The following is a 17,632-nucleotide window of genomic DNA, read 5'->3' on the forward strand; positions in this document are numbered from 1 at the left end:
CTTTAGCCCTTCATCCGGTTGACATCGTCGACGGCGATGGTGCCGCGACCGCGGAAGTAGATGACGAGGATGGCAAGGCCGATGGCCGCCTCACCCGCCGCGACGGTCAGCACGAACATGCTGAACACCTGTCCCACCAGATCGCCCAGGAAGGCGCTGAAGGCGACAAGGTTGATGTTCACGCTGAGCAGGATCAGCTCGATCGCCATCAGGATGATGATGACGTTCTTGCGATTGATGAAGATGCCCAGCACGCCCATCACGAAGAGGATCGCGCTGACCACCATATAATGCTGAAGGCCGATCACAGCTCCACCCCCTGCCCGACGGGCTGATTGACGTTGCGCACCGCGTCTTCGGGACGGCGGCGGTTCTGGCGGGCGATGTTCTGGCCGCGCACGCCGCTACGGGCGCGATGGGTCAGCACGATGGCGCCGATCATCGCGACCAGCAGGACGATGCCCGCCGCTTCGAACAGGAAGATGTAGCGGGTGTAGAGCAGCGCGCCGATCGCCTGGATATTGCTGAGTTCCGGGTTCACCGGAGCCGCGCGTTGCGCCAGTTCTATGGGGCCCGCGCTCCACAGGCCGATGCCCAGCACGATCTCCGCCAGCAGCACCAGCGCAATCAGCAGCCCGAAGGGAAGGTAATCGACGAAACCGGCGCGCAGTTCGGCGAAATCGATGTCGAGCATCATCACGACGAACAGGAACAGCACGGCAACGGCGCCGACATAGACGATGACAAGGAGCATCGCGATGAATTCGGCGCCCAGCAGGACCATCAGCCCCGCCGCGTTGAAAAAGGCAAGGATCAGCCACAGCACCGAATGAACCGGATTGCGCGACAGGATCGTAAGCGCGCCGCTGCACACCACGATCGCGGCGAACAGGTAAAAGGCAAGCACGTGAATCACAGGATCATGTTCCCCTTCGGCGGCTGCGGCTTAACGGTAGGGCGCATCGGCGGCAAGGTTCGCGGCAATCGCCCGCTCCCACTTGTCCCCATTTTCAAGGAGCTTGGCCTTGTCGTAGATCAGCTCCTCGCGCGTTTCGGTGGAGAACTCGAAATTCGGGCCCTCGACGATGGCGTCCACCGGGCACGCTTCCTGGCAGAAGCCGCAATAGATGCACTTCGTCATGTCGATGTCGTAGCGCGTCGTGCGGCGGCTGCCGTCATCGCGCGGCTGCGCTTCGATGGTGATCGCCTGGGCGGGGCAGATCGCCTCGCACAGCTTGCACGCGATGCAGCGTTCTTCCCCATTGGGATAGCGGCGCAACGCATGCTCCCCCCGGAACCGCGGCGAAATCGGGTTCTTCTCATAGGGGTAGTTGATCGTCGCCTTGGGCTTGAAGAAATATTTCAAGGTCAGGGCGTGCGCCTTCACAAACTCCCAGAGGGTGAAGGATTTGACATAATAGCCGAGGCTCATTGAGCGCCTCCGTAACGCGTGAACATGAGGAAGCCCGACACCAGGAAGACGAACAGCAGCGAGGTCGGCAGGAATATCTTCCAGCCCAGCCGCATAAGCTGGTCATAGCGGTAACGGGGCACCGTCGCCTTCACCCAGGAAAAGACGAAGAAGAAGAAGAATATCTTGGCGAACAGCCAGATGATGCCGGGCACATAATAAAGCGGCGCCCAGTCGATCGGCGGCAGATAGCCGCCCCAGAACAGGATGGCGTTCAGGGCGCACATCAGGATCACGTTCGCATATTCGCCTAGCCAGAACAGCGCGAAGGCCATGGACGAATATTCGGTCTGATATCCCGCGACCAGTTCCGATTCCGCTTCGGTCAGGTCGAAGGGCGCACGCGCCGTTTCCGCCATGGCCGAGATCAGGAACATGATCGCCATCGGGAAGAGCAGCGGGTTGAAGCCGTTGCCGTTCAGGAAGCCATAATAGCCCTTCTGGCTCTCGACGATGGCCGAGATATTGAAGCTGCCGGCCCAAAGCACGACGGTGATCAGGATGAAGCCGATGGAGACTTCATAGCTGATCATCTGCGCGCTGGCGCGGATCGCCGAATAGAAGGGATATTTGGAATTGGACGCCCAGCCCGACAGCACCACGCCATAGACGCCGAGCGACGAGATGGCGAGGATGTAGAGCAGGCCGACATTGATGTTGGCCAGCACCACGCCCACCTGGAACGGAATCACCGCCCAGGCCATCAGAGCGACGGTGAAGGTGATGATCGGGGCGATCAGGAAAAGCGTGCGGTTGGCCGCCGAAGGGATGATGGTTTCCTGCAGGAAGACCTTGGCGCCGTCCGCGAAGGACTGGAGCAGACCGAAGGGACCGACGACGTTCGGGCCGCGGCGCAGCGCCATCGCCGCCCAGATCTTGCGGTCGGCGTAGATGATCATCGCCACCGCCAGCATCAGCGGCAACGCAATCACCAGAATGCCGATGATCGTCGAAAGCAGCCAGGCGCCCTCGAACGGCAGGCCGAGATTTTGGAAGAAAGCGGTCACTCTGCGGCCTCCGCATACGTCTCGCCGTGGATCAGTTCGGCCGAACATTGCTGCATCGTCGGACTGGCGCGGCAGATGGCGTTGGTCAGGTAGAAATCCTTGATCGGAAAGCCGAACTCACCGCTGGCGCCGGTCGGCAGCGACGGAACGGACCAGCCATAATCGGCCAGACCCTCAACGCCCAGCGCCGGAACCGCCCTGGCCATTTCGGCGCGAAGCTGCTCGAAGCTGTCGAAGGGGAGCGTCGCGCCCAGCACTTCCGACAGGGCGCGCAGGATCGACCAATCCTCGCGGGCGTCGCCCGGCGCGAATACGGCCTTTTCGCCGCGCTGCACCCGGCCTTCCAGATTGACGTAGGTGCCGGCCTTCTCGGCATAGCTCGCGCCCGGCAGGATCACGTCCGCCGCATGCGCGCCCTTGTCGCCATGGTGGCCGACATAGACCTTGAAGCTATCCTGGAAGGCCGAATAATCGACCTCGTCCGCGCCCAGCGAGAAGAGCAGCTTGGGCTTCGCCGCAGCCACCGCCTTGATGCCGCCCTGCGCCGCATAGCCGAGCATCAGCCCGCCCATGCGCGCCGCCGCGAAATGCAGGACATTATAGCCGTTCCAGCCTTCTTTCACGAGGCCCAGCGTCTCGACCAGCGCCAGCGTATCGCCATGGGCGCCGTCCTTCGCCAGCACGCCGCCGCCGACGATCATCGCCGGACGCGCGGCCTTGCCGAAGGCTTCCACCACCGCTTCGGGCAGACGGCCAAGCAGCGACGCGTCATTGCCCAGCCACTCGACCTTGTAGGTGAGGTCGACCTGCGGACCGAGCGCAAAGACCTTCGCGCCCTTCTTGATCGCCTTGCGGATGCGGGTGTTCACCAGCGGCGCTTCCCAGCGCAGATTGGTGCCCACCAGCAGGATCACGTCAGCGGTTTCAAGACCGTTGAGCGTGGTGTTGAAGTTGACCGCGCTCAGGCTCGACACGTCATAGGCGAGCCCGGTCTGACGGCCTTCGAGCAGCGAGCCACCCAGCCTCTCGACCAGCACCTTGCCCGCGAACATCGTCTCGCAATCGAGCAGATCACCGGCCAGCGCAGCCACCGACCCGCCATGCTTGACGGCGGCAATCGTCGCGAACGCCTCGTTCCAGGTTGCCGGAACCAGCTTGCCGTCCTTGCGGACATAAGGTTTGTCGAGCCGCTTGCGGACCAGACCATCGACATTGTGCCGGGTCTTGTCGCTGGCCCATTCCTCATTCACGTCGTCATTGATGCGCGGCACGGCGCGCAGCACCTGACGGCCGCGGCTGTCGAGGCGGATGTTGGTGCCGACCGCGTCCATCACGTCGATCGCGTGGGTCTTCTTGAGTTCCCAGGGACGCGCTTCGAACGCATAGGGCTTGGACGTCAGCGCGCCGACCGGGCAAAGATCGACCACATTGCCCGAAAGCTCGCTCTTGGCGGCATGTTCGAGATAGGTGGTGATCTGCATGTTCTCGCCGCGATAGATGGCGCCGATTTCCGGCACGCCCGCGACTTCCTCGGCAAAGCGCACGCAGCGGGTGCACTGGATGCAGCGGGTCATGACCGTCTTGACGATCGGGCCCATATATTTCTCGGTGACGGCGCGCTTATTCTCGTCGAAGCGGCTGCTGCCCTTGCCGTAGGCGACCGACTGGTCCTGAAGGTCGCATTCGCCGCCCTGGTCGCAGATCGGGCAGTCGAGCGGGTGGTTGATGAGCAGGAACTCCATCACTCCTTCGCGCGCCTTCTTGACCATCTCGGTCTGGGTGAAGATTTCCTGATTCTCCGCGGCCGGCAGCGCACAGGAAGCCTGCGGCTTGGGCGGTCCGGGCTTCACCTCGACCAGGCACATGCGGCAATTGCCCGCGATGCTGAGGCGCTCATGATAGCAGAAACGCGGGATTTCCTTCCCCGCCAGTTCGCAGGCCTGGAGGACCGTGGCGCCCGCCGGGACTTCGAGTTCTACGCCGTCTACTTTGACCTTCGGCATGGTTACTCCGCTGCCTCCATGACCGGGGCGCTACCCTTGTTTTCGTTGATCCGGCGCTCGATTTCCGGACGGAAGTGCCGGATCAGGCCCTGGATCGGCCAAGCCGCCGCGTCGCCAAGCGCGCAGATGGTGTGGCCTTCGACCTGCTTGGTCACCTGGAACAGCATGTCGATCTCGCTCTGGTCGGCATCGCCGGTGCGCAGCCGCTCCATTACGCGCCACATCCAGCCGGTGCCTTCGCGGCAGGGCGTGCACTGGCCGCAGCTCTCATGCTTGTAGAAATAGCTGAGCCGCGAAATGGCGCGGACGATGTCGGTCGACTTGTCCATGACGATGACGGCGGCGGTGCCAAGGCCCGAGCCGAGCGCACGCAGCCCATCGAAATCCATGGGCGCGTCCATGATCTCCTTCGCCGGGACCAAAGGCACCGACGAACCGCCGGGGATGACCGCCAACAGATTGTCCCAGCCGCCGCGAATGCCGCCGCAATGCCGGTCGATCAGTTCCTTGAAGCTGATGCCCATCGATTCTTCGACGACGCAGGGCTTGTTCACATGGCCGCTGATCTGGAAGAGCTTCGTGCCCTTGTTGTTCTCCCGGCCGAAGCTGGAGAACCATTCGGACCCGCGCCGCAGGATCGTCGGCGCGACCGCGATCGATTCCACATTGTTCACCGTGGTGGGGCAGCCATAAAGGCCCGCGCCCGCCGGGAAAGGCGGCTTCAGGCGCGGCTGGCCCTTCTTGCCCTCCAGGCTTTCGATCTGGGCGGTTTCCTCTCCGCAGATATAGGCGCCCGCGCCGCGATGGACGAAGACGTCGAAATCATAGCCGGACCCGCAGGCATTCTTGCCGAGGAAGCCCTTTTCATAGGCCTGCTCGACGGCGGCGAAGAGCACCTTCGCCTCATAGATGAACTCGCCGCGAATATAGATGTAGGCGGCGCGCGCCCGCATCGCGAAACCGGCGACCAGCGCGCCCTCGATCAGCTTGTGCGGATCGTGGCGGATGATCTCGCGGTCCTTGCACGAGCCCGGCTCGGATTCATCGGCGTTGATGACGAGGAAGCTCGGACGGCCGTCCCTGCTCTCCTTGGGCATGAAGCTCCACTTCATGCCGGTCGGGAAGCCGGCGCCGCCACGGCCGCGCAGGCCGCTGGCCTTGATGCGCTCTATGATGTCGTCCTGGCCGATTTCCAGCAGGGCCTTGGTATTGTCCCAATCGCCGCGTTTCATCGCCGCGTCGATGCCCCAATCCTGGAAGCCATAGACGTTGGTGAAGATGCGATCCTTGTCGCTGAGAGGCGCGATCACGTCGCTCATGCCCATTCGCCCCGATAGTCGTGATTTTCGTTGACCATATCCTTGAGCGTGGTCGGACCACCCTCCGGACAGCTGGTCTGACGATCGATCTGCGGCCCGATCTTGGGCTGCTTGCCAGCGGCGAGATCGTCGAGGATCGCGCTCATGCTGTCATAGGTCAGGTCTTCGAAATTATCGTCGTTGATCTGGACCATCGGCGCGTTGGCGCAGGCGCCCAGACACTCGACCTCGGTCAGCGTGAACAGGCCGTCGGGCGTCGTCCCGCCCTTCACCAGCCCCTTGTTCTTGCAGGCGGAGAACACATCGTCGGAGCCGCGCAGCATGCAGGGCGTCGTGCCGCAGACCTGCACATGATAGCGGCCCACGGGCGCGAGGTTGTACATGGTGTAGAAGGTCGCGACCTCGTACACGCGCATATACGGCATTTCCAGTTGGTCGGCGATATATTCCATCACCGGCACCGGCAGCCAGCCCTGGGTCTGCGTTTCCGCACCGACCTGGCGCTGGGCGAGGTCCAGCAGCGGCATCACCGCCGACTGCTGACGCCCGGCGGGATAACGGGCAATGACCTTCTTCGCCTGCTCGGCATTTTCGGCCGTCCAGGCGAACGCGCCCCAGCGCGCGCGCGTTTCGGCCTCGTCCGGGATATGAACTGCGTCAGCCATTAGCGGTCACATTCTCCAAACACGATGTCCATGGCGCCCAGGACAGCGGTGGTGTCGGCCAGCATGTGGCCTTTCATCATGAAATCCATCGCCTGAAGGTGGCTAAAGGCGGTCGGGCGAATCTTGCAGCGGTAAGGCTTGTTGGAGCCGTCCGCGACCAGATAGACGCCGAATTCGCCCTTGGGGCTTTCGGTCGCGACATAGACTTCGCCCGCCGGGACATGGAAGCCCTCGGTATAAAGCTTGAAGTGGTGGATCAGCGCTTCCATCGAGCGCTTCATCTCGCCGCGCTTGGGCGGCACCACCTTGCGGTCGAAGCTCGCCACCGGGCCTTCCGGCATTTCGCTGAGGCACTGCTTCATGATCCGCGCGGACTGGCGGACTTCCTCGACCCGGACCATGAAGCGGTCATAGCAGTCGAAATTGGTGCCCACCGGAACGTCGAATTCCATCCGGTCATAGACGTCATAGGGCTGCGCCTTGCGGATGTCCCAGGGGATGCCCGATCCCCGGATCATGGGGCCGGAGAAGCCCCATTTCAGCGCGTCTTCCTTGCTGACGACCGCGATGTCCACATTGCGCTGCTTGAAGATGCGGTTGTCGACCACCAGGCTCATCGCGTCCTCGAACAGGCGCGGCAAACGGGTGTCGAGCCAGTCGCCAATGTCGGTCAACAGCTTCAGCGGCACATCCTGATGCACGCCGCCCGGCCGGAACCAGGCCGCATGCATGCGGGCGCCCGATGCCCGTTCGAAGAAGTTGAGGCAATCCTCCCGGATTTCGAACAGCCACAGGTTCGGCGTCATCGCACCCACGTCCATCACGTGCGAGCCGAGATTCAGCATGTGATTGCAGATGCGCGTCAGTTCCGCAAAGAACACCCGCAGATATTGCGCGCGCAACGGCACTTCCAGGTTCAGCAGCTTCTCGATGGCGAGGACATAGCTGTGCTCCATGCCGAGCGGCGAGCAATAGTCCAGCCGGTCGAAATAGGGCAGCGCCTGCAAATAGGTCTTGTGCTCGATCAGCTTCTCGGTGCCGCGATGCAGCAGGCCGACATGCGGGTCGCAGCGCTCGACGATCTCGCCGTCCAGTTCCATGACCAGGCGCAGAACGCCGTGCGCGGCAGGGTGCTGCGGACCGAAGTTGATCGTGTAGTTCTGGATTTCCGTGTCGCCGTAGGACGGGTCCGCCGCGTCGGTCACATGGTCCAGCTTTTCCAGATAGTCGGACATCAGGCCTTATCCTCAGGCTTGGCAGCGCCTTTGCCTTCATCTGTGTGCTCTTCGGGCTTTACCGGAGCGTTGGGCGACTTTTCCGCACCCTTGCTGTTGGCGGGTTCACCTGCACCGGTATCCTCGGACTTTTCGGTGACCTTGGGCGTGGCACCGGCCGGTTCGCCCTTGGGAGCCGCAGCGGCCGGCAACGGGGCTGTGACAGGTGTCGGCGCTCCCGGCGCCTGCGGCGCCTTTTCGTCGCCCGGCAGCACATATTGCGCGCCTTCCCACGGGCTCATGAAGTCGAACTGCCGGAAATCCTGCGCCAGCTTCACCGGCTTGTAGACGACGCGCTTGTCCTCTTCGGAATACCACATCTCGACATAGCCGGTCAGCGGGAAGTCCTTGCGCTGCGGATGGCCCTTGAAACCATAGTCGGTCAGGATGCGGCGCAGATCGGCGTTCCCCTCGAAGATGACGCCGTACATGTCGAACACCTCCCGCTCCAGCCAACCGGCGACCGGCCAGATGTGCGTGACGGTGGGAACGGGCATGTCCTCGTCGGTCTGCACCTTCACGCGGACGCGGTGGTTCCGCGTGACGCTGAGCAGATGGTAGCAGACCTCGAAGCGCTCCGGACGATCCGGATAATCGACGCCTGCAATTTCCATGAGCTGCTGATATTGCGCGCGATCCCGCAGCAGCACCATCGCGTCGGCCAGCTTTTCCCGGACGACGGTGAAGCTCAGTTCATCGGCATGGTCGACGGTTTCGACCAGCATCGGTCCCAGCAGACCGGCGATTTCCTGCGCGATCCCATCGATGGCCGCGATCCTAGGAGCAGAATGACCCATATCAGCGCTCAACCGTTCCGATGCGGCGGATCTTCCGCTGCAACTGCATCACGCCATAAAGCAGGGCTTCCGCTGTCGGCGGGCAACCCGGCACATAGATGTCGACCGGCACGATGCGGTCGCAGCCACGCACGACCGAATAGCTGTAGTGATAATAGCCACCGCCATTCGCGCAGCTGCCCATAGAAATCACATATTTCGGATTGGACATCTGGTCGTAAACCTTGCGCAACGCCGGAGCCATCTTGTTGCACAGCGTCCCCGCGACGATCATCACGTCGGACTGGCGCGGCGAGGCGCGCGGCGCGGCGCCGAAGCGTTCCATGTCGTAACGGGGCATGTTGACGTGGATCATCTCCACCGCGCAGCAGGCCAGGCCGAAGGTCATCCACCAGAGCGAGCCGGTGCGGGCCCACTGGAACAGTTCCTCCGTCGAGGTGACGAGGAAGCCCTTGTCACTGACCTCGCTGTTCAGCGCGTTGAAGAAATCCTGGTCGGGCTGGGTCCCCGCGGGCAACAAGGTGCCGGGCGCGGGCCGCTCAAGTTCTACTCCCAATCGAGTGCTCCCTTCTTCCACGCATAGACGAGGCCGAGCACCAGCTCCGCTATGAAGATCATCATCGTCGCCCAGCCGGCCCAGCCGATCTGGTCGAGGCTGACCGCCCAAGGGTAGAGGAACGCCGCTTCCAGGTCGAAGATGATGAACAGGATCGCGACGAGGTAGAATCGCACGTCGAACTGGCTGCGCGGTTCTTCGAACGCAGGAAAGCCGCATTCATATTCGCTGAGCTTGGCCGGATCGGGCTGATGCGCGCCGGTCAGGCGCCCCACCAGCATCGGCAGGAACACGAATGCGCTCGAAAGCAGCAAGGCGATCCCGAGAAAGATCAGGATCGGCAGATATTGGGCTAGATCGACCAACGGAATCCCCTGGGCGAAAATGATTTACGGGCGCGCTTTAGGCCCGCTGCATATGCGAAGCAAGGCCCGGAGGCATGAGAATGATTCGCAACAATGGCGGCGACCTGATCACGCTACCAAAAGCAAGCCGTCAGCGCAGCGCTCCTGCCACCAACTTATGTAATTTGCTGTGGATCGCATCATTGCCCGCGATGACTTCCTTGCGCTCGATCGGCTGGTCGCCGCCGCGGAAATCCGACACGAAGCCGCCCGCTTCCCGCACCATCAGCAGGCCCGCCGCCACGTCCCAGGGTTGCAGGCCGCTTTCCCAAAAGCCGTCATAGCGGCCGGAGGCGACATGGGCGAGGTCCAGCGAGGCCGCGCCGAAGCGCCGGATTCCGGCCACCGAGGGCCCTACGGCCCCGAAGATGCGCGTCCATTGCGCGAAATCGCCATGCCCCAGGAAGGGGATGCCCGTGGCGATCAGGCAGTCGCCCAGATCGCGCCGCGCCGAAACGCGCAGCCGCTGGTCATGCCGCCAGGCGCCCCGGCTCTTTTCCGCCCAATAGCTTTCGTCGGTCACCGGCTGGTAGATGAGGCCGGTCGTCACCTCCCGCTTGCCGCCGTAGAGTGGCTCCTCGACCGCGATGGAGATCGCGAAGTGCGGGATGCCGTGCAGGAAATTGCTGGTGCCGTCGAGCGGATCGATGATCCAGCGCGGCTTGCCCGGATCGCCCGCGATCTCGCCGCCTTCCTCCAGCAGGAAACCCCAATCGGGCCGCGCCTTCTGCAATTCCTCGACCAGCGTCTTTTCCGCCTGCTGGTCGGCCTTGGACACGAAGTCCGCCGGCCCCTTTCGGGACACCTGCAGATGTTCGACCTCGCCAAAGTCGCGGCGCAGCTTGGAGCCAGCCTTGCGCGCGGCGCGTTCCATGACGGTCAAAAGGCCCGAGTGCGATACCATTTTTCTTGTCTCCCCCCTCCCGCAAACGGGAGGGACCGGGGGTGGGCATGCCGCAATAGCGGCACTCTAAAAAGGGAAAGGGCAGGAAGCTCGCTCATGCTCGCCACCCACCCCCTGACCCCCTTCCGCCTGCGGGAGGGGGTATCGAATATCAATCCGCGCGCTTCACATATTCGCGCTCATACACGTCGACGACGATGCGCGTGCCGGTGACGATGTGCGGCGGCACCATGACGCGCACGCCATTGTCGAGGATGGCGGGCTTGTAGCTCGCCGAAGCGGTCTGGCCCTTCACCACGGCGTCGGCTTCCACCACGGTCGCCTCGACCGTTTCGGGAAGCTGCACGGAGATCGGGCGTTCCTCATACATTTCCAGCATGACCATCATGCCGTCCTGCAGGAAGGCCGACGCATCGCCCACCAGATCCTGCGGCAGATTGATCTGCTCATAGGTTTCCGTGTCCATGAAGACGAGCATGTCGCCCTCTGCATAGAGATATTGGAAATCCTTGGTGTCGAGGCGGATGCGCTCCACCGTCTCGGCCGACCGGAAGCGGACGTTGTTCTTGCGCCCGTCGATCAGGTTCTTCAGTTCCACCTGCATATAGGCGCCGCCCTTGCCGGGCTGGGTATGCTGGATCTTCACGGCGCGCCACAGGCTGCCGTCATATTCGATGTTGTTGCCGGGACGAATCTCGACGCCGCTGATCTTCATGGGAAGAGCCTGCCTATATGTCTGAAGGTGAAAAGAGCCGGCCTCTGGAGGCTGGCCGCGCCCTTACATGGATGAGGGCGAAAGGGCAAGAGGCGGCGCCTATCGCGGTTTCGCCAGCAAAGGATAGGGATTGATCGCCCGCCCGCCATGCCAGGGCTCTCCCGGACGCAGTTCATGCACCGCGAAGTGCAGGTGCGGCGCTGCCGGATCGGCATTGCCGGTGCTGCCGACGGTCGCGATGCGCTGTCCGCGCCGAACCGCCTGCCCTTCCGCAAGGCCCGGCGCATAGCCGTCCAGATGCGCATAATAATAGATGCGCCGTCCGTCGGGCGAGCGTTCATAGATCGTGCGCCCGCCTTCCTCGCTCCAGAACAGCTTTTCGATCCGTCCGTCCGCCGCCGCCAGCACCGCCCTGCCCCGCGCCGCCATGATGTCGATGGCGTCATGGGCGCGCGCGCCGCTCGCCCGCGCCTGGGCGAATGTATCGCTCAGCGCGGAGGGCGGCACGCCCTCGACCGGGATCAGCAGGGCACCGGCTTCCGCCGCCGCAGGCCGGGAAGGCTCAGGCGCGTCCGCCGGCACGATCCGCACGAAGGTGCGCAGGAGGGCCGCGCCGATCAGGACGGCCAGGCCGATGCCGGCCCAACCGCGCGCCCTCATGGCTGGAACACCGCCTTCACGCCGGACTTCACCATCTGGGCGAGCCGCGCCGCGTCCCAATTGGTGAGCCGGATGCAACCATGGCTTTCCGTCCGGCCAATGGTCTGCGGCTCCGGCGTGCCGTGAATGCCGTAATGCGGCTTCGACAGGTCGATCCACACCACGCCGACCGGGCCGTTGGGACCGGGCTTCAGCACCGCCTTCTGGTCGGTGGAGGACGCATCCCAGAACAGGTCCGGATTATAGTGGAAGTCGGGATTGCGGCTCAACCCCTTGATTTCCCACGTTCCGATCGGCAGGGGATCATGCTGCGACCCCATGGTGGCTGGAAATTGCGCGATCAGCCGGTTCTGCGCGTCATAGGCCCGGAGCACCCCGTCCGACTTGTCCACGACGATATGGTCGGCCTGCGGCTGTTCCTTGGCCACGCCCAGGCCGGCAAGCGTCTCGCCCCAGCCGCGCTCGTCGCCTTCGATCCGGGCAACCGGCTGGTTGGCGATGGCAGGTACGCGGATCGTGGCTCCCGCGCCGAGCTTCGTGTTCGGAGGGTTGAGCGCGAGCAGCGCCTCCGGCCGGGTGTGGAAACGTTCGGCCAGCTTCTCCAGCAGGTTGCGATAACCAAGGGCGGGCAGCTTCGCCTGATCGTTGAGTTCCCTGGGCACCGCAAAGAACGGTCCCCTGGCGAAATCCGCCGGTATCTTCACCAGCCAGGTCGCGGGCTGCGGCCGGTCGCCCAGCAGCGCCTTGGCCGTCGCCTCATCATATTCCCCGGTGGTCGGCAGGCCCTTCGCCTCCTGGAAACCCCTGAGCGCGGTGGTGAAGGACATGCCTTCCTTCCCGTCCAATACGCCGGGCGAGAAGCCGGCCCGGTCCAGCGCCACCTGCGCCTGCAGCACCGATTCCACCCGCGCAGGCGCGCCTGTCGGCTCGGGCACCACGGTGAAGGCGTAGGGATCGCCGGCAGGCCGCGCAGCCTGGCCGGTCGCCTGGTTCGACGGTGCGCTCTCATTGGCTTCCGTCACCGTCATGTTGCAGGCCGCACAGAGCAGCGTCAGGATCAGCGGATTGGTTTTCAAGGCGATACTCTCCCATTTGTGGAAGGGAAAACGCCTGAAGTGCAGGAAAGCTGCCTGCCGCCTTATACCGTTATTCCTGCGCCAACACCGCCCGGAATGCCGCCACGCCGGCTTGCGGCCCATCCGAATGGCCCCATACCGCCCCGCTCACCGCCAGGAAATCCGCCCCGGCCTTCACCAGCGGCGCGGCATTGCCGGGCGTTATCCCGCCAATCGCCACGCAGGGCAGTTCGAACAATGCCGTCCACCAGCCCAGGATCGATGGGTCGGGGCGATGAATCGTTTCCTTGGTGGTCGTAGGATAGAAGGCCCCGAACGCGACATAGTCCGCCCCTGCTTCCCCGGCTTCCATCGCCAGATGGCGGCTGTCATGGCAGGTGACGCCGATCTGCACCGAAGGACCGAGCAGCTTGCGCGCCTCGCGAGGGTCGCCGTCGCCCTGCCCCAGATGAACGCCGTCGGCCCCCAGGCGCTTCGCCAGGCTCATGCTGTCGTTGATGATGAACGCGACATCCCGTTCCGCGCAGAGCTTTTGCAGCGGCGCGGCGGCTTGGGCGATGGCGTCGTCACCCACGCCCTTCAACCGCAATTGGAACGCCGCGACATCGCCCCCATCGAAGGCGGCGGCGAGACTGTCGACAAAGCCCGCATCGATCGCCGGCGGGGAGATCAGGTAGAGCTGACAGGGCGGCCGCCGGTCATCGCTGTCGAACCGGGCTGCGAAATTCGGGTCGAGAGCCAATTCTTCATCGGTAAATTCGGTCATGTGTCCCGCCTTAGCCGCTTTTGATGGCGTTGGAAAAGGGCGGAGCCGATCGGCCCTCACCCGCGTTCTCCCTGCATGATCAGGATCGGATGTTCGGGATGGAATTACCGGGATTGGCGCGGGCGCTTCTATCCGGAGAAGCTGGCGGCGAAAAACTGGTTCGCTTACTATGCCCAGCAGTTCGACACGGTAGAGATCAACAACAGCTTCTATCGCCTGCCCCGGCCGGAAACCGTCGACAAATGGCGCGAACAGGCGCCCGGGGCCTTTTGCTATGCGGCCAAGGCGAACCGCTATCTGACGCAGATGAAGAAGCTCAAGGATTGCGAGGAACCGCTGGCAAGGATGATGGAGTCCTTCGCGCATTTCGGCCCGACGCTGGGGCCGGTCCTCTATCAACTCCCGCCGCATTTCTCGCTCGACCTGCCAAGGCTGGAGGCATTCCTCCGCATCGCGCCGCGCGATCCCGTGCCGGTCTTCGAATTCCGCCATTCAAGCTGGTATGTGGATGAACTTTTTGCGCTGCTGGAGCGGTACGGAGCGGCTCTCTGCGTGCATGACATGCCCGGCTCGGCCAGTCCCCGGCTGGGTGTCGGCTCGACCGCCTATGTCCGCTTCCACGGCACGACGGGGAAATATCGCGGCGGCTATTCGCGTGAAAGGCTGGCGGACTGGGCCGAATGGATGAAGGCGCAGAGCAGCGACGGCCGGACCGTCTGGGCCTATTTCAACAATGACTATGACGCGCAGGCAATTGCCGACGCCCGGATATTGAAGGCGCTGACGGAGAAAGGCTAGGCAGTAGTGACATTTTAGGGATTCACGACGGTTTGGATTTGTGATTCAAGGCTGGCTTTTGGAGGCTGGCGTGGAAGGCGAAGTGCTGCGGGATGATCAGTGGGAGCGGCTGCGGGAGTTCGTTCCGGGCGGGCGCAAGGGCAAGCGCGGTCCTCGCAGTGACGGACGGTTGTTTCTTGACGCCTTGCTCTGGCTGGCGCGTTCAGGGGGACGCTGGCGCGATCTACCGGAGAAGTTCGGTCCCTATCAGACCGCCAAGCGGCGTTATTATCGCTGGGTCGAGCAAGGCGTGATCGACCGGATCTTCGAGGCTGTGTCGGATGATCCCGACATCGAATGGCTGGCGATCGATGCGACGGTGATCCGCGCCCAGGCCCAGGCGGCTGGGGCACGGGTAAAAAGGGGGGCGCTCAAGCCCAGGCTCTCGGACGATCGAGAGGCGGGTTCGGCACCAAGATCCATGCCGTAGTCGATGCCTTGGGCTTGCCGATCCGCTTCATCCTCGGCCCCGGACAGCAAAACGACATGGCGCCCGCCTGCGATCTGATCCGCGGCATCCCGGCTGGCAAGGTGCTGGCTGATCGTGCCTATGACGCCGACAGTTTGCACGATCTCATCTACGAGCAAGGCGGCGAGCCGGTCATCCCACCTCGCCGCCATCGCAAATATCAGCACCACTATGATCGCATCGCCTACAAACAGCGTTGGGGCATCGAGGGCTTCTTCGCCAAGCTCAAGCAGTGGCGCCGTATCGCAACACGCTATGACAAACTCGCCGCAAACTTCCTCGGCTTCGTCAAACTCGCCAGCATCATGCTATGGCTCAAATGATTAAATCGTCACTACGGCCTAGTTTCACCCCGTCAGAACCGAACCGTGCTCCTGCGAAGGCGGGAGCACGGCGGACCGGCCGCGAGCGCCTTCCGGGCGCTCACGACCGTCACCGCAGATCAGGCCGCCTTGCTGGTGGAAGCGCCGTGAATCTCGTCGATCGCTTCGCCCAGCGAGGCGTTGAACTCCTCGTCGCTCATCTGGTGGCGCAGGTCGTTCAGCAGCGCGCGGCTGAAGCTGGCGATGATGCCGCGATTCCTGGCCAGCTCGACGCAGGCTTCGGAACGCGAGAAACCGCCGGACAAGGCGACGACGCGCAGCACGCGGGGATGGTCGACCAGCGGATCGAACAGACCGGCCTTGGTCGGCAGCGACAGCTTCAGCATCACCTTGTCGTCTCCCGGCAGCGCGTCGAGATTCTTGAGGATTTCCTCCAGCAGGATCTGGTCGGCCTCTGCGCGTTCCGGGCTCTTGATGTTGACTTCCGGCTCGATGATCGGAACGAGCCCTGCGGCCAGCACCTGCCGACCGACCTCGAACTGCTGCCTGACGACGGCGGCGATGCCCTCGCGATTGGCGAGGTTGATGACCGAACGCTCCTTGGTGCCGAACACGCCCAGCGCCTTGGCGCGGTGCAGCAAGGTGTCGAGGCCGGGGTTCGGCTTCATCAACTGAACGCCGTTCGCTTCATCCTCCAGCCCCTTGTCGATCTTGATGAAGGGCACGACGCCGCGCTCGATCAGCGCCTGCGGAACCGATTTGCCGCCCGCTTCGCCGTCCATGGTGCGCTCGAACAGGATCGCGCCCAGCACCTTCTCGCCCGAAAAGACAGGCGAGGTGATGATGCGGCTGCGCATATCGTGGATCAGCGCGAACATTTCCTCTTCGGTGGACCAGGCGTCTTCCTCGATGCCATAGCCCTTCAGCGCCTTGGGCGTCGAACCGCCGCTCTGGTCGAGCGCCGCGATGAAGCCGTTGCCGCCCTCGATCTTCGCCTTCATGTCCTCGAACTGCATCTGCACATACCTCTTGGTTGGATGCGCCGCCCTCCCGGCAGCGCGTCTAGGGGGCGGACGCCATTGCACGGCGTCCATGGTCGAGCGGAGCGCGCCACTCTCCAAGGCGCGCGCCGCAATCTGAATCAGGCCATCAGCGCCTTGACGCCGGGCAGCTCCTTGCCTTCCATCCACTCCAGGAACGCGCCGCCAGCGGTGGAGACGAAGCTGAAATCGCCCGCCACGCCCGCATGGTTGAGCGCCGCGACGGTATCGCCGCCACCCGCGACGGACGTCAGCCCGCCTTCCTTGGTGAGCGCCGCCGCGGTCTTGGCCAGCGCCACGGTCGCCTTGTCGAAGGGCGCGATCTCGAATGCGCCCAGCGGGCCGTTCCATACCAAAGTCCGGCAATTCTTCAGCGCATCGCCCAACGCCTCGACCGCCGCTGGGCCGACGTCGAGGATCATCTCATCCTCTGCCACCTCATGCACGTTGCATGTGCGCAAGGAGGGCGGGTTGGCGGCAAATTCCTTCGCCACGACGACGTCATAGGGCAGATGGATGGTGCAGCCCGCCGCTTCCGCCTTGTCGAAGATCGCCTCCGCGGTCTCCGCCAGATCCTTCTCGCACAGCGACTTGCCGACATCCACGCCGCGCGCGAACAGGAAGGTATTGGCCATGCCGCCGCCGATGATCAGATGATCGACCTTGGCGACGAGGTTGTTGAGCACGTCGAGCTTGGTCGACACCTTCGCCCCGCCGACGACCGCCGCGACCGGCTTCACCGGTTCGCCCAGCGCGGCCTGCAGCGCGTCCAGTTCCTTCTCCATCGATCGGCCGGCAAAGGCGGGCAGCTTGTGCGCCAGCCCCTCGGTCGAGGCATGGGCGCGATGCGCGGCGGAAAAGGCGTCGTTGACATACAGGTCGCCAATCGCCGCCATCGCCTCCACCAGCGCGGGATCGTTCTTTTCCTCGCCGGCATGGAAGCGGGTGTTCTCCAGGATCGCGATGTCGCCGTTGCGCATCACCTTGATGCCGTCGACAGCCGCCTCGCCCTGACAGTCGGGGATGAACTGCACGTCGCGGCCCAGCACGGCGGTCAGCGGGCGAGTGATCTTGGAGAGCGAGAATTCGGGGTTCTTCTGGCCCTTGGGACGGCCGAAATGGGCAAGGATCAGAACCTTGGCGCCCCGATCGGCCAGTTCCAGCACGGTGGGCATCGCCGCGCGCAGGCGGGTGTCGTCGGAGACGGAACCATCCTGCATCGGCACGTTCAGATCCTCGCGCACCAGCACCACCTTGCCCGTGATGTCTTCCATGTCGTCGAGTGTCTTGAACGGCTTTGCCATGATCGCTCCCTGCTGCGAAAATAAGGATGGTGATGAAAAACC

Annotated in this window: 20 protein-coding genes; 2 read left to right on the top strand and 18 right to left on the bottom strand. The window is 63.6% G+C overall.

Annotated elements, in window-relative coordinates; translation table 11 throughout:
* Positions 1 to 2: 2 nt before the first annotated feature.
* From nuoK to thiE, 16 genes are all read right to left on the bottom strand, one after another.
* Positions 3 to 287, bottom strand: coding sequence for an NADH-quinone oxidoreductase subunit NuoK (gene nuoK / locus TZ53_RS20520; protein ID WP_019053664.1), 285 nt, complete (start codon positions 285 to 287; stop codon positions 3 to 5).
* Between the two features lie 17 nt (positions 288 to 304).
* Entirely contained in the window at positions 305 to 916 is a 612-nt protein-coding gene (locus TZ53_RS20525; protein ID WP_044662542.1) for an NADH-quinone oxidoreductase subunit J, read from the bottom strand.
* A 30-nt stretch (positions 917 to 946) separates the two neighbouring features.
* Positions 947 to 1,432 (bottom strand): NADH-quinone oxidoreductase subunit NuoI, encoded by a 486-nt coding sequence (gene nuoI, locus TZ53_RS20530; protein WP_007684868.1) that lies wholly within the window; start codon positions 1,430 to 1,432, stop codon positions 947 to 949.
* Positions 1,429 to 2,478 (bottom strand): NADH-quinone oxidoreductase subunit NuoH, encoded by a 1,050-nt coding sequence (gene nuoH, locus TZ53_RS20535; RefSeq protein ID WP_025549536.1) that lies wholly within the window; start codon positions 2,476 to 2,478, stop codon positions 1,429 to 1,431. The genes nuoI and nuoH overlap by 4 nt, the downstream gene beginning before the upstream one ends.
* The gene (nuoG, locus tag TZ53_RS20540; protein WP_044662543.1) at positions 2,475 to 4,481 is read right to left on the bottom strand and encodes an NADH-quinone oxidoreductase subunit NuoG; all 2,007 of its coding nucleotides are present in this window, start codon (positions 4,479 to 4,481) and stop codon (positions 2,475 to 2,477) included. The genes nuoH and nuoG overlap by 4 nt, the downstream gene beginning before the upstream one ends.
* Positions 4,482 to 4,483: 2 nt before the next feature.
* Positions 4,484 to 5,800 carry an NADH-quinone oxidoreductase subunit NuoF gene (nuoF, locus tag TZ53_RS20545; protein ID WP_025549538.1) on the bottom strand — a complete coding sequence of 439 codons (1,317 nt, stop codon included), beginning with the start codon at positions 5,798 to 5,800 and terminating at the stop codon, positions 4,484 to 4,486.
* Positions 5,797 to 6,465 (bottom strand): NADH-quinone oxidoreductase subunit NuoE, encoded by a 669-nt coding sequence (gene nuoE / locus TZ53_RS20550; RefSeq protein WP_025549539.1) that lies wholly within the window; start codon positions 6,463 to 6,465, stop codon positions 5,797 to 5,799. The genes nuoF and nuoE overlap by 4 nt, the downstream gene beginning before the upstream one ends.
* Positions 6,465 to 7,700 carry an NADH-quinone oxidoreductase subunit D gene (locus TZ53_RS20555; RefSeq protein ID WP_025549540.1) on the bottom strand — a complete coding sequence of 412 codons (1,236 nt, stop codon included), beginning with the start codon at positions 7,698 to 7,700 and terminating at the stop codon, positions 6,465 to 6,467. Before TZ53_RS20555 ends, nuoE begins: the two co-directional genes overlap by 1 nt.
* Positions 7,700 to 8,536 (bottom strand): NADH-quinone oxidoreductase subunit C, encoded by an 837-nt coding sequence (locus TZ53_RS20560; protein WP_025549541.1) that lies wholly within the window; start codon positions 8,534 to 8,536, stop codon positions 7,700 to 7,702. The genes TZ53_RS20555 and TZ53_RS20560 overlap by 1 nt, the downstream gene beginning before the upstream one ends.
* 1 nt (position 8,537) lies before the next feature.
* Complete coding sequence (locus TZ53_RS20565; RefSeq protein WP_013847137.1) at positions 8,538 to 9,092, bottom strand: NuoB/complex I 20 kDa subunit family protein; 555 nt, start codon at positions 9,090 to 9,092, stop codon at positions 8,538 to 8,540.
* Positions 9,083 to 9,457 carry an NADH-quinone oxidoreductase subunit A gene (locus TZ53_RS20570; protein WP_025549542.1) on the bottom strand — a complete coding sequence of 125 codons (375 nt, stop codon included), beginning with the start codon at positions 9,455 to 9,457 and terminating at the stop codon, positions 9,083 to 9,085. The genes TZ53_RS20565 and TZ53_RS20570 overlap by 10 nt, the downstream gene beginning before the upstream one ends.
* A gap of 130 nt (positions 9,458 to 9,587) precedes the next feature.
* Positions 9,588 to 10,400, bottom strand: a complete 813-nt coding sequence (locus TZ53_RS20575; protein ID WP_025549543.1) for an inositol monophosphatase family protein — start codon at positions 10,398 to 10,400, stop codon at positions 9,588 to 9,590.
* 151 nt (positions 10,401 to 10,551) lie between these two features.
* The gene (efp, locus tag TZ53_RS20580; RefSeq protein WP_025549544.1) at positions 10,552 to 11,115 is read right to left on the bottom strand and encodes an elongation factor P; all 564 of its coding nucleotides are present in this window, start codon (positions 11,113 to 11,115) and stop codon (positions 10,552 to 10,554) included.
* A 99-nt stretch (positions 11,116 to 11,214) separates the two neighbouring features.
* Positions 11,215 to 11,775: a M23 family metallopeptidase gene (locus TZ53_RS20585; protein WP_044662544.1), complete on the bottom strand. Its 561-nt coding sequence runs from the start codon at positions 11,773 to 11,775 to the stop codon at positions 11,215 to 11,217.
* Positions 11,772 to 12,851 carry a L,D-transpeptidase family protein gene (locus tag TZ53_RS20590; RefSeq protein WP_044662545.1) on the bottom strand — a complete coding sequence of 360 codons (1,080 nt, stop codon included), beginning with the start codon at positions 12,849 to 12,851 and terminating at the stop codon, positions 11,772 to 11,774. The genes TZ53_RS20585 and TZ53_RS20590 overlap by 4 nt, the downstream gene beginning before the upstream one ends.
* A gap of 70 nt (positions 12,852 to 12,921) precedes the next feature.
* Entirely contained in the window at positions 12,922 to 13,617 is a 696-nt protein-coding gene (gene thiE, locus TZ53_RS20595) for a thiamine phosphate synthase (protein WP_044662546.1), read from the bottom strand.
* 75 nt (positions 13,618 to 13,692) lie between these two features.
* Here thiE and TZ53_RS20600 point away from each other — a divergent pair, with 75 nt between their 5' ends.
* Together TZ53_RS20600 and TZ53_RS20605 are read left to right on the top strand one after the other, a co-directional pair.
* On the top strand, positions 13,693 to 14,415 hold the full coding sequence (locus TZ53_RS20600; protein WP_044662547.1) for a DUF72 domain-containing protein: 723 nt from the start codon (positions 13,693 to 13,695) through the stop codon (positions 14,413 to 14,415).
* A 70-nt stretch (positions 14,416 to 14,485) separates the two neighbouring features.
* Positions 14,486 to 15,246, top strand: a protein-coding gene (locus TZ53_RS20605) for an IS5 family transposase (RefSeq protein WP_099185988.1) whose coding sequence is annotated in 2 segments (ribosomal slippage) — positions 14,486 to 14,810 and positions 14,810 to 15,246 — 762 coding nt in all. Because the reading frame shifts where the segments join, the coding sequence is not laid out codon by codon here.
* Between the two features lie 119 nt (positions 15,247 to 15,365).
* Here the strand turns inward: TZ53_RS20605 and TZ53_RS20610 are convergent.
* Together TZ53_RS20610 and TZ53_RS20615 are read right to left on the bottom strand one after the other, a co-directional pair.
* Positions 15,366 to 16,262: a fructose bisphosphate aldolase gene (locus TZ53_RS20610; protein WP_044662548.1), complete on the bottom strand. Its 897-nt coding sequence runs from the start codon at positions 16,260 to 16,262 to the stop codon at positions 15,366 to 15,368.
* 125 nt (positions 16,263 to 16,387) lie between these two features.
* Positions 16,388 to 17,590 (bottom strand): phosphoglycerate kinase, encoded by a 1,203-nt coding sequence (locus tag TZ53_RS20615; protein WP_044662549.1) that lies wholly within the window; start codon positions 17,588 to 17,590, stop codon positions 16,388 to 16,390.
* Between the last annotated feature and the right edge of the window lie 42 nt (positions 17,591 to 17,632).

The sequence above is a fragment of the Sphingobium sp. YBL2 genome (assembly GCF_000943805.1).
Taxonomy (GTDB): domain Bacteria; phylum Pseudomonadota; class Alphaproteobacteria; order Sphingomonadales; family Sphingomonadaceae; genus Sphingobium; species Sphingobium fuliginis.

What these genes read in the sequence shown, in the direction of transcription:
- TZ53_RS20615 (WP_044662549.1), bottom strand. Translation starts at nt 17,590, where the DNA reads ATGGCAAAGCCGTTCAAGACACTCGACGACATGGAAGACATCACGGGC.
- efp (WP_025549544.1), bottom strand. Translation starts at nt 11,115, where the DNA reads ATGAAGATCAGCGGCGTCGAGATTCGTCCCGGCAACAACATCGAATAT.
- nuoE (WP_025549539.1), bottom strand. Translation starts at nt 6,465, where the DNA reads ATGGCTGACGCAGTTCATATCCCGGACGAGGCCGAAACGCGCGCGCGC.
- nuoK (WP_019053664.1), bottom strand. Translation starts at nt 287, where the DNA reads ATGGTGGTCAGCGCGATCCTCTTCGTGATGGGCGTGCTGGGCATCTTC.
- TZ53_RS20555 (WP_025549540.1), bottom strand. Translation starts at nt 7,700, where the DNA reads ATGTCCGACTATCTGGAAAAGCTGGACCATGTGACCGACGCGGCGGAC.
- TZ53_RS20585 (WP_044662544.1), bottom strand. Translation starts at nt 11,775, where the DNA reads ATGAGGGCGCGCGGTTGGGCCGGCATCGGCCTGGCCGTCCTGATCGGC.
- TZ53_RS20600 (WP_044662547.1), top strand. Translation starts at nt 13,693, where the DNA reads ATGATCAGGATCGGATGTTCGGGATGGAATTACCGGGATTGGCGCGGG.
- TZ53_RS20560 (WP_025549541.1), bottom strand. Translation starts at nt 8,536, where the DNA reads ATGGGTCATTCTGCTCCTAGGATCGCGGCCATCGATGGGATCGCGCAG.
- nuoI (WP_007684868.1), bottom strand. Translation starts at nt 1,432, where the DNA reads ATGAGCCTCGGCTATTATGTCAAATCCTTCACCCTCTGGGAGTTTGTG.
- nuoF (WP_025549538.1), bottom strand. Translation starts at nt 5,800, where the DNA reads ATGAGCGACGTGATCGCGCCTCTCAGCGACAAGGATCGCATCTTCACC.
- thiE (WP_044662546.1), bottom strand. Translation starts at nt 13,617, where the DNA reads ATGACCGAATTTACCGATGAAGAATTGGCTCTCGACCCGAATTTCGCA.
- TZ53_RS20575 (WP_025549543.1), bottom strand. Translation starts at nt 10,400, where the DNA reads ATGGTATCGCACTCGGGCCTTTTGACCGTCATGGAACGCGCCGCGCGC.
- TZ53_RS20610 (WP_044662548.1), bottom strand. Translation starts at nt 16,262, where the DNA reads ATGCAGTTCGAGGACATGAAGGCGAAGATCGAGGGCGGCAACGGCTTC.
- nuoG (WP_044662543.1), bottom strand. Translation starts at nt 4,481, where the DNA reads ATGCCGAAGGTCAAAGTAGACGGCGTAGAACTCGAAGTCCCGGCGGGC.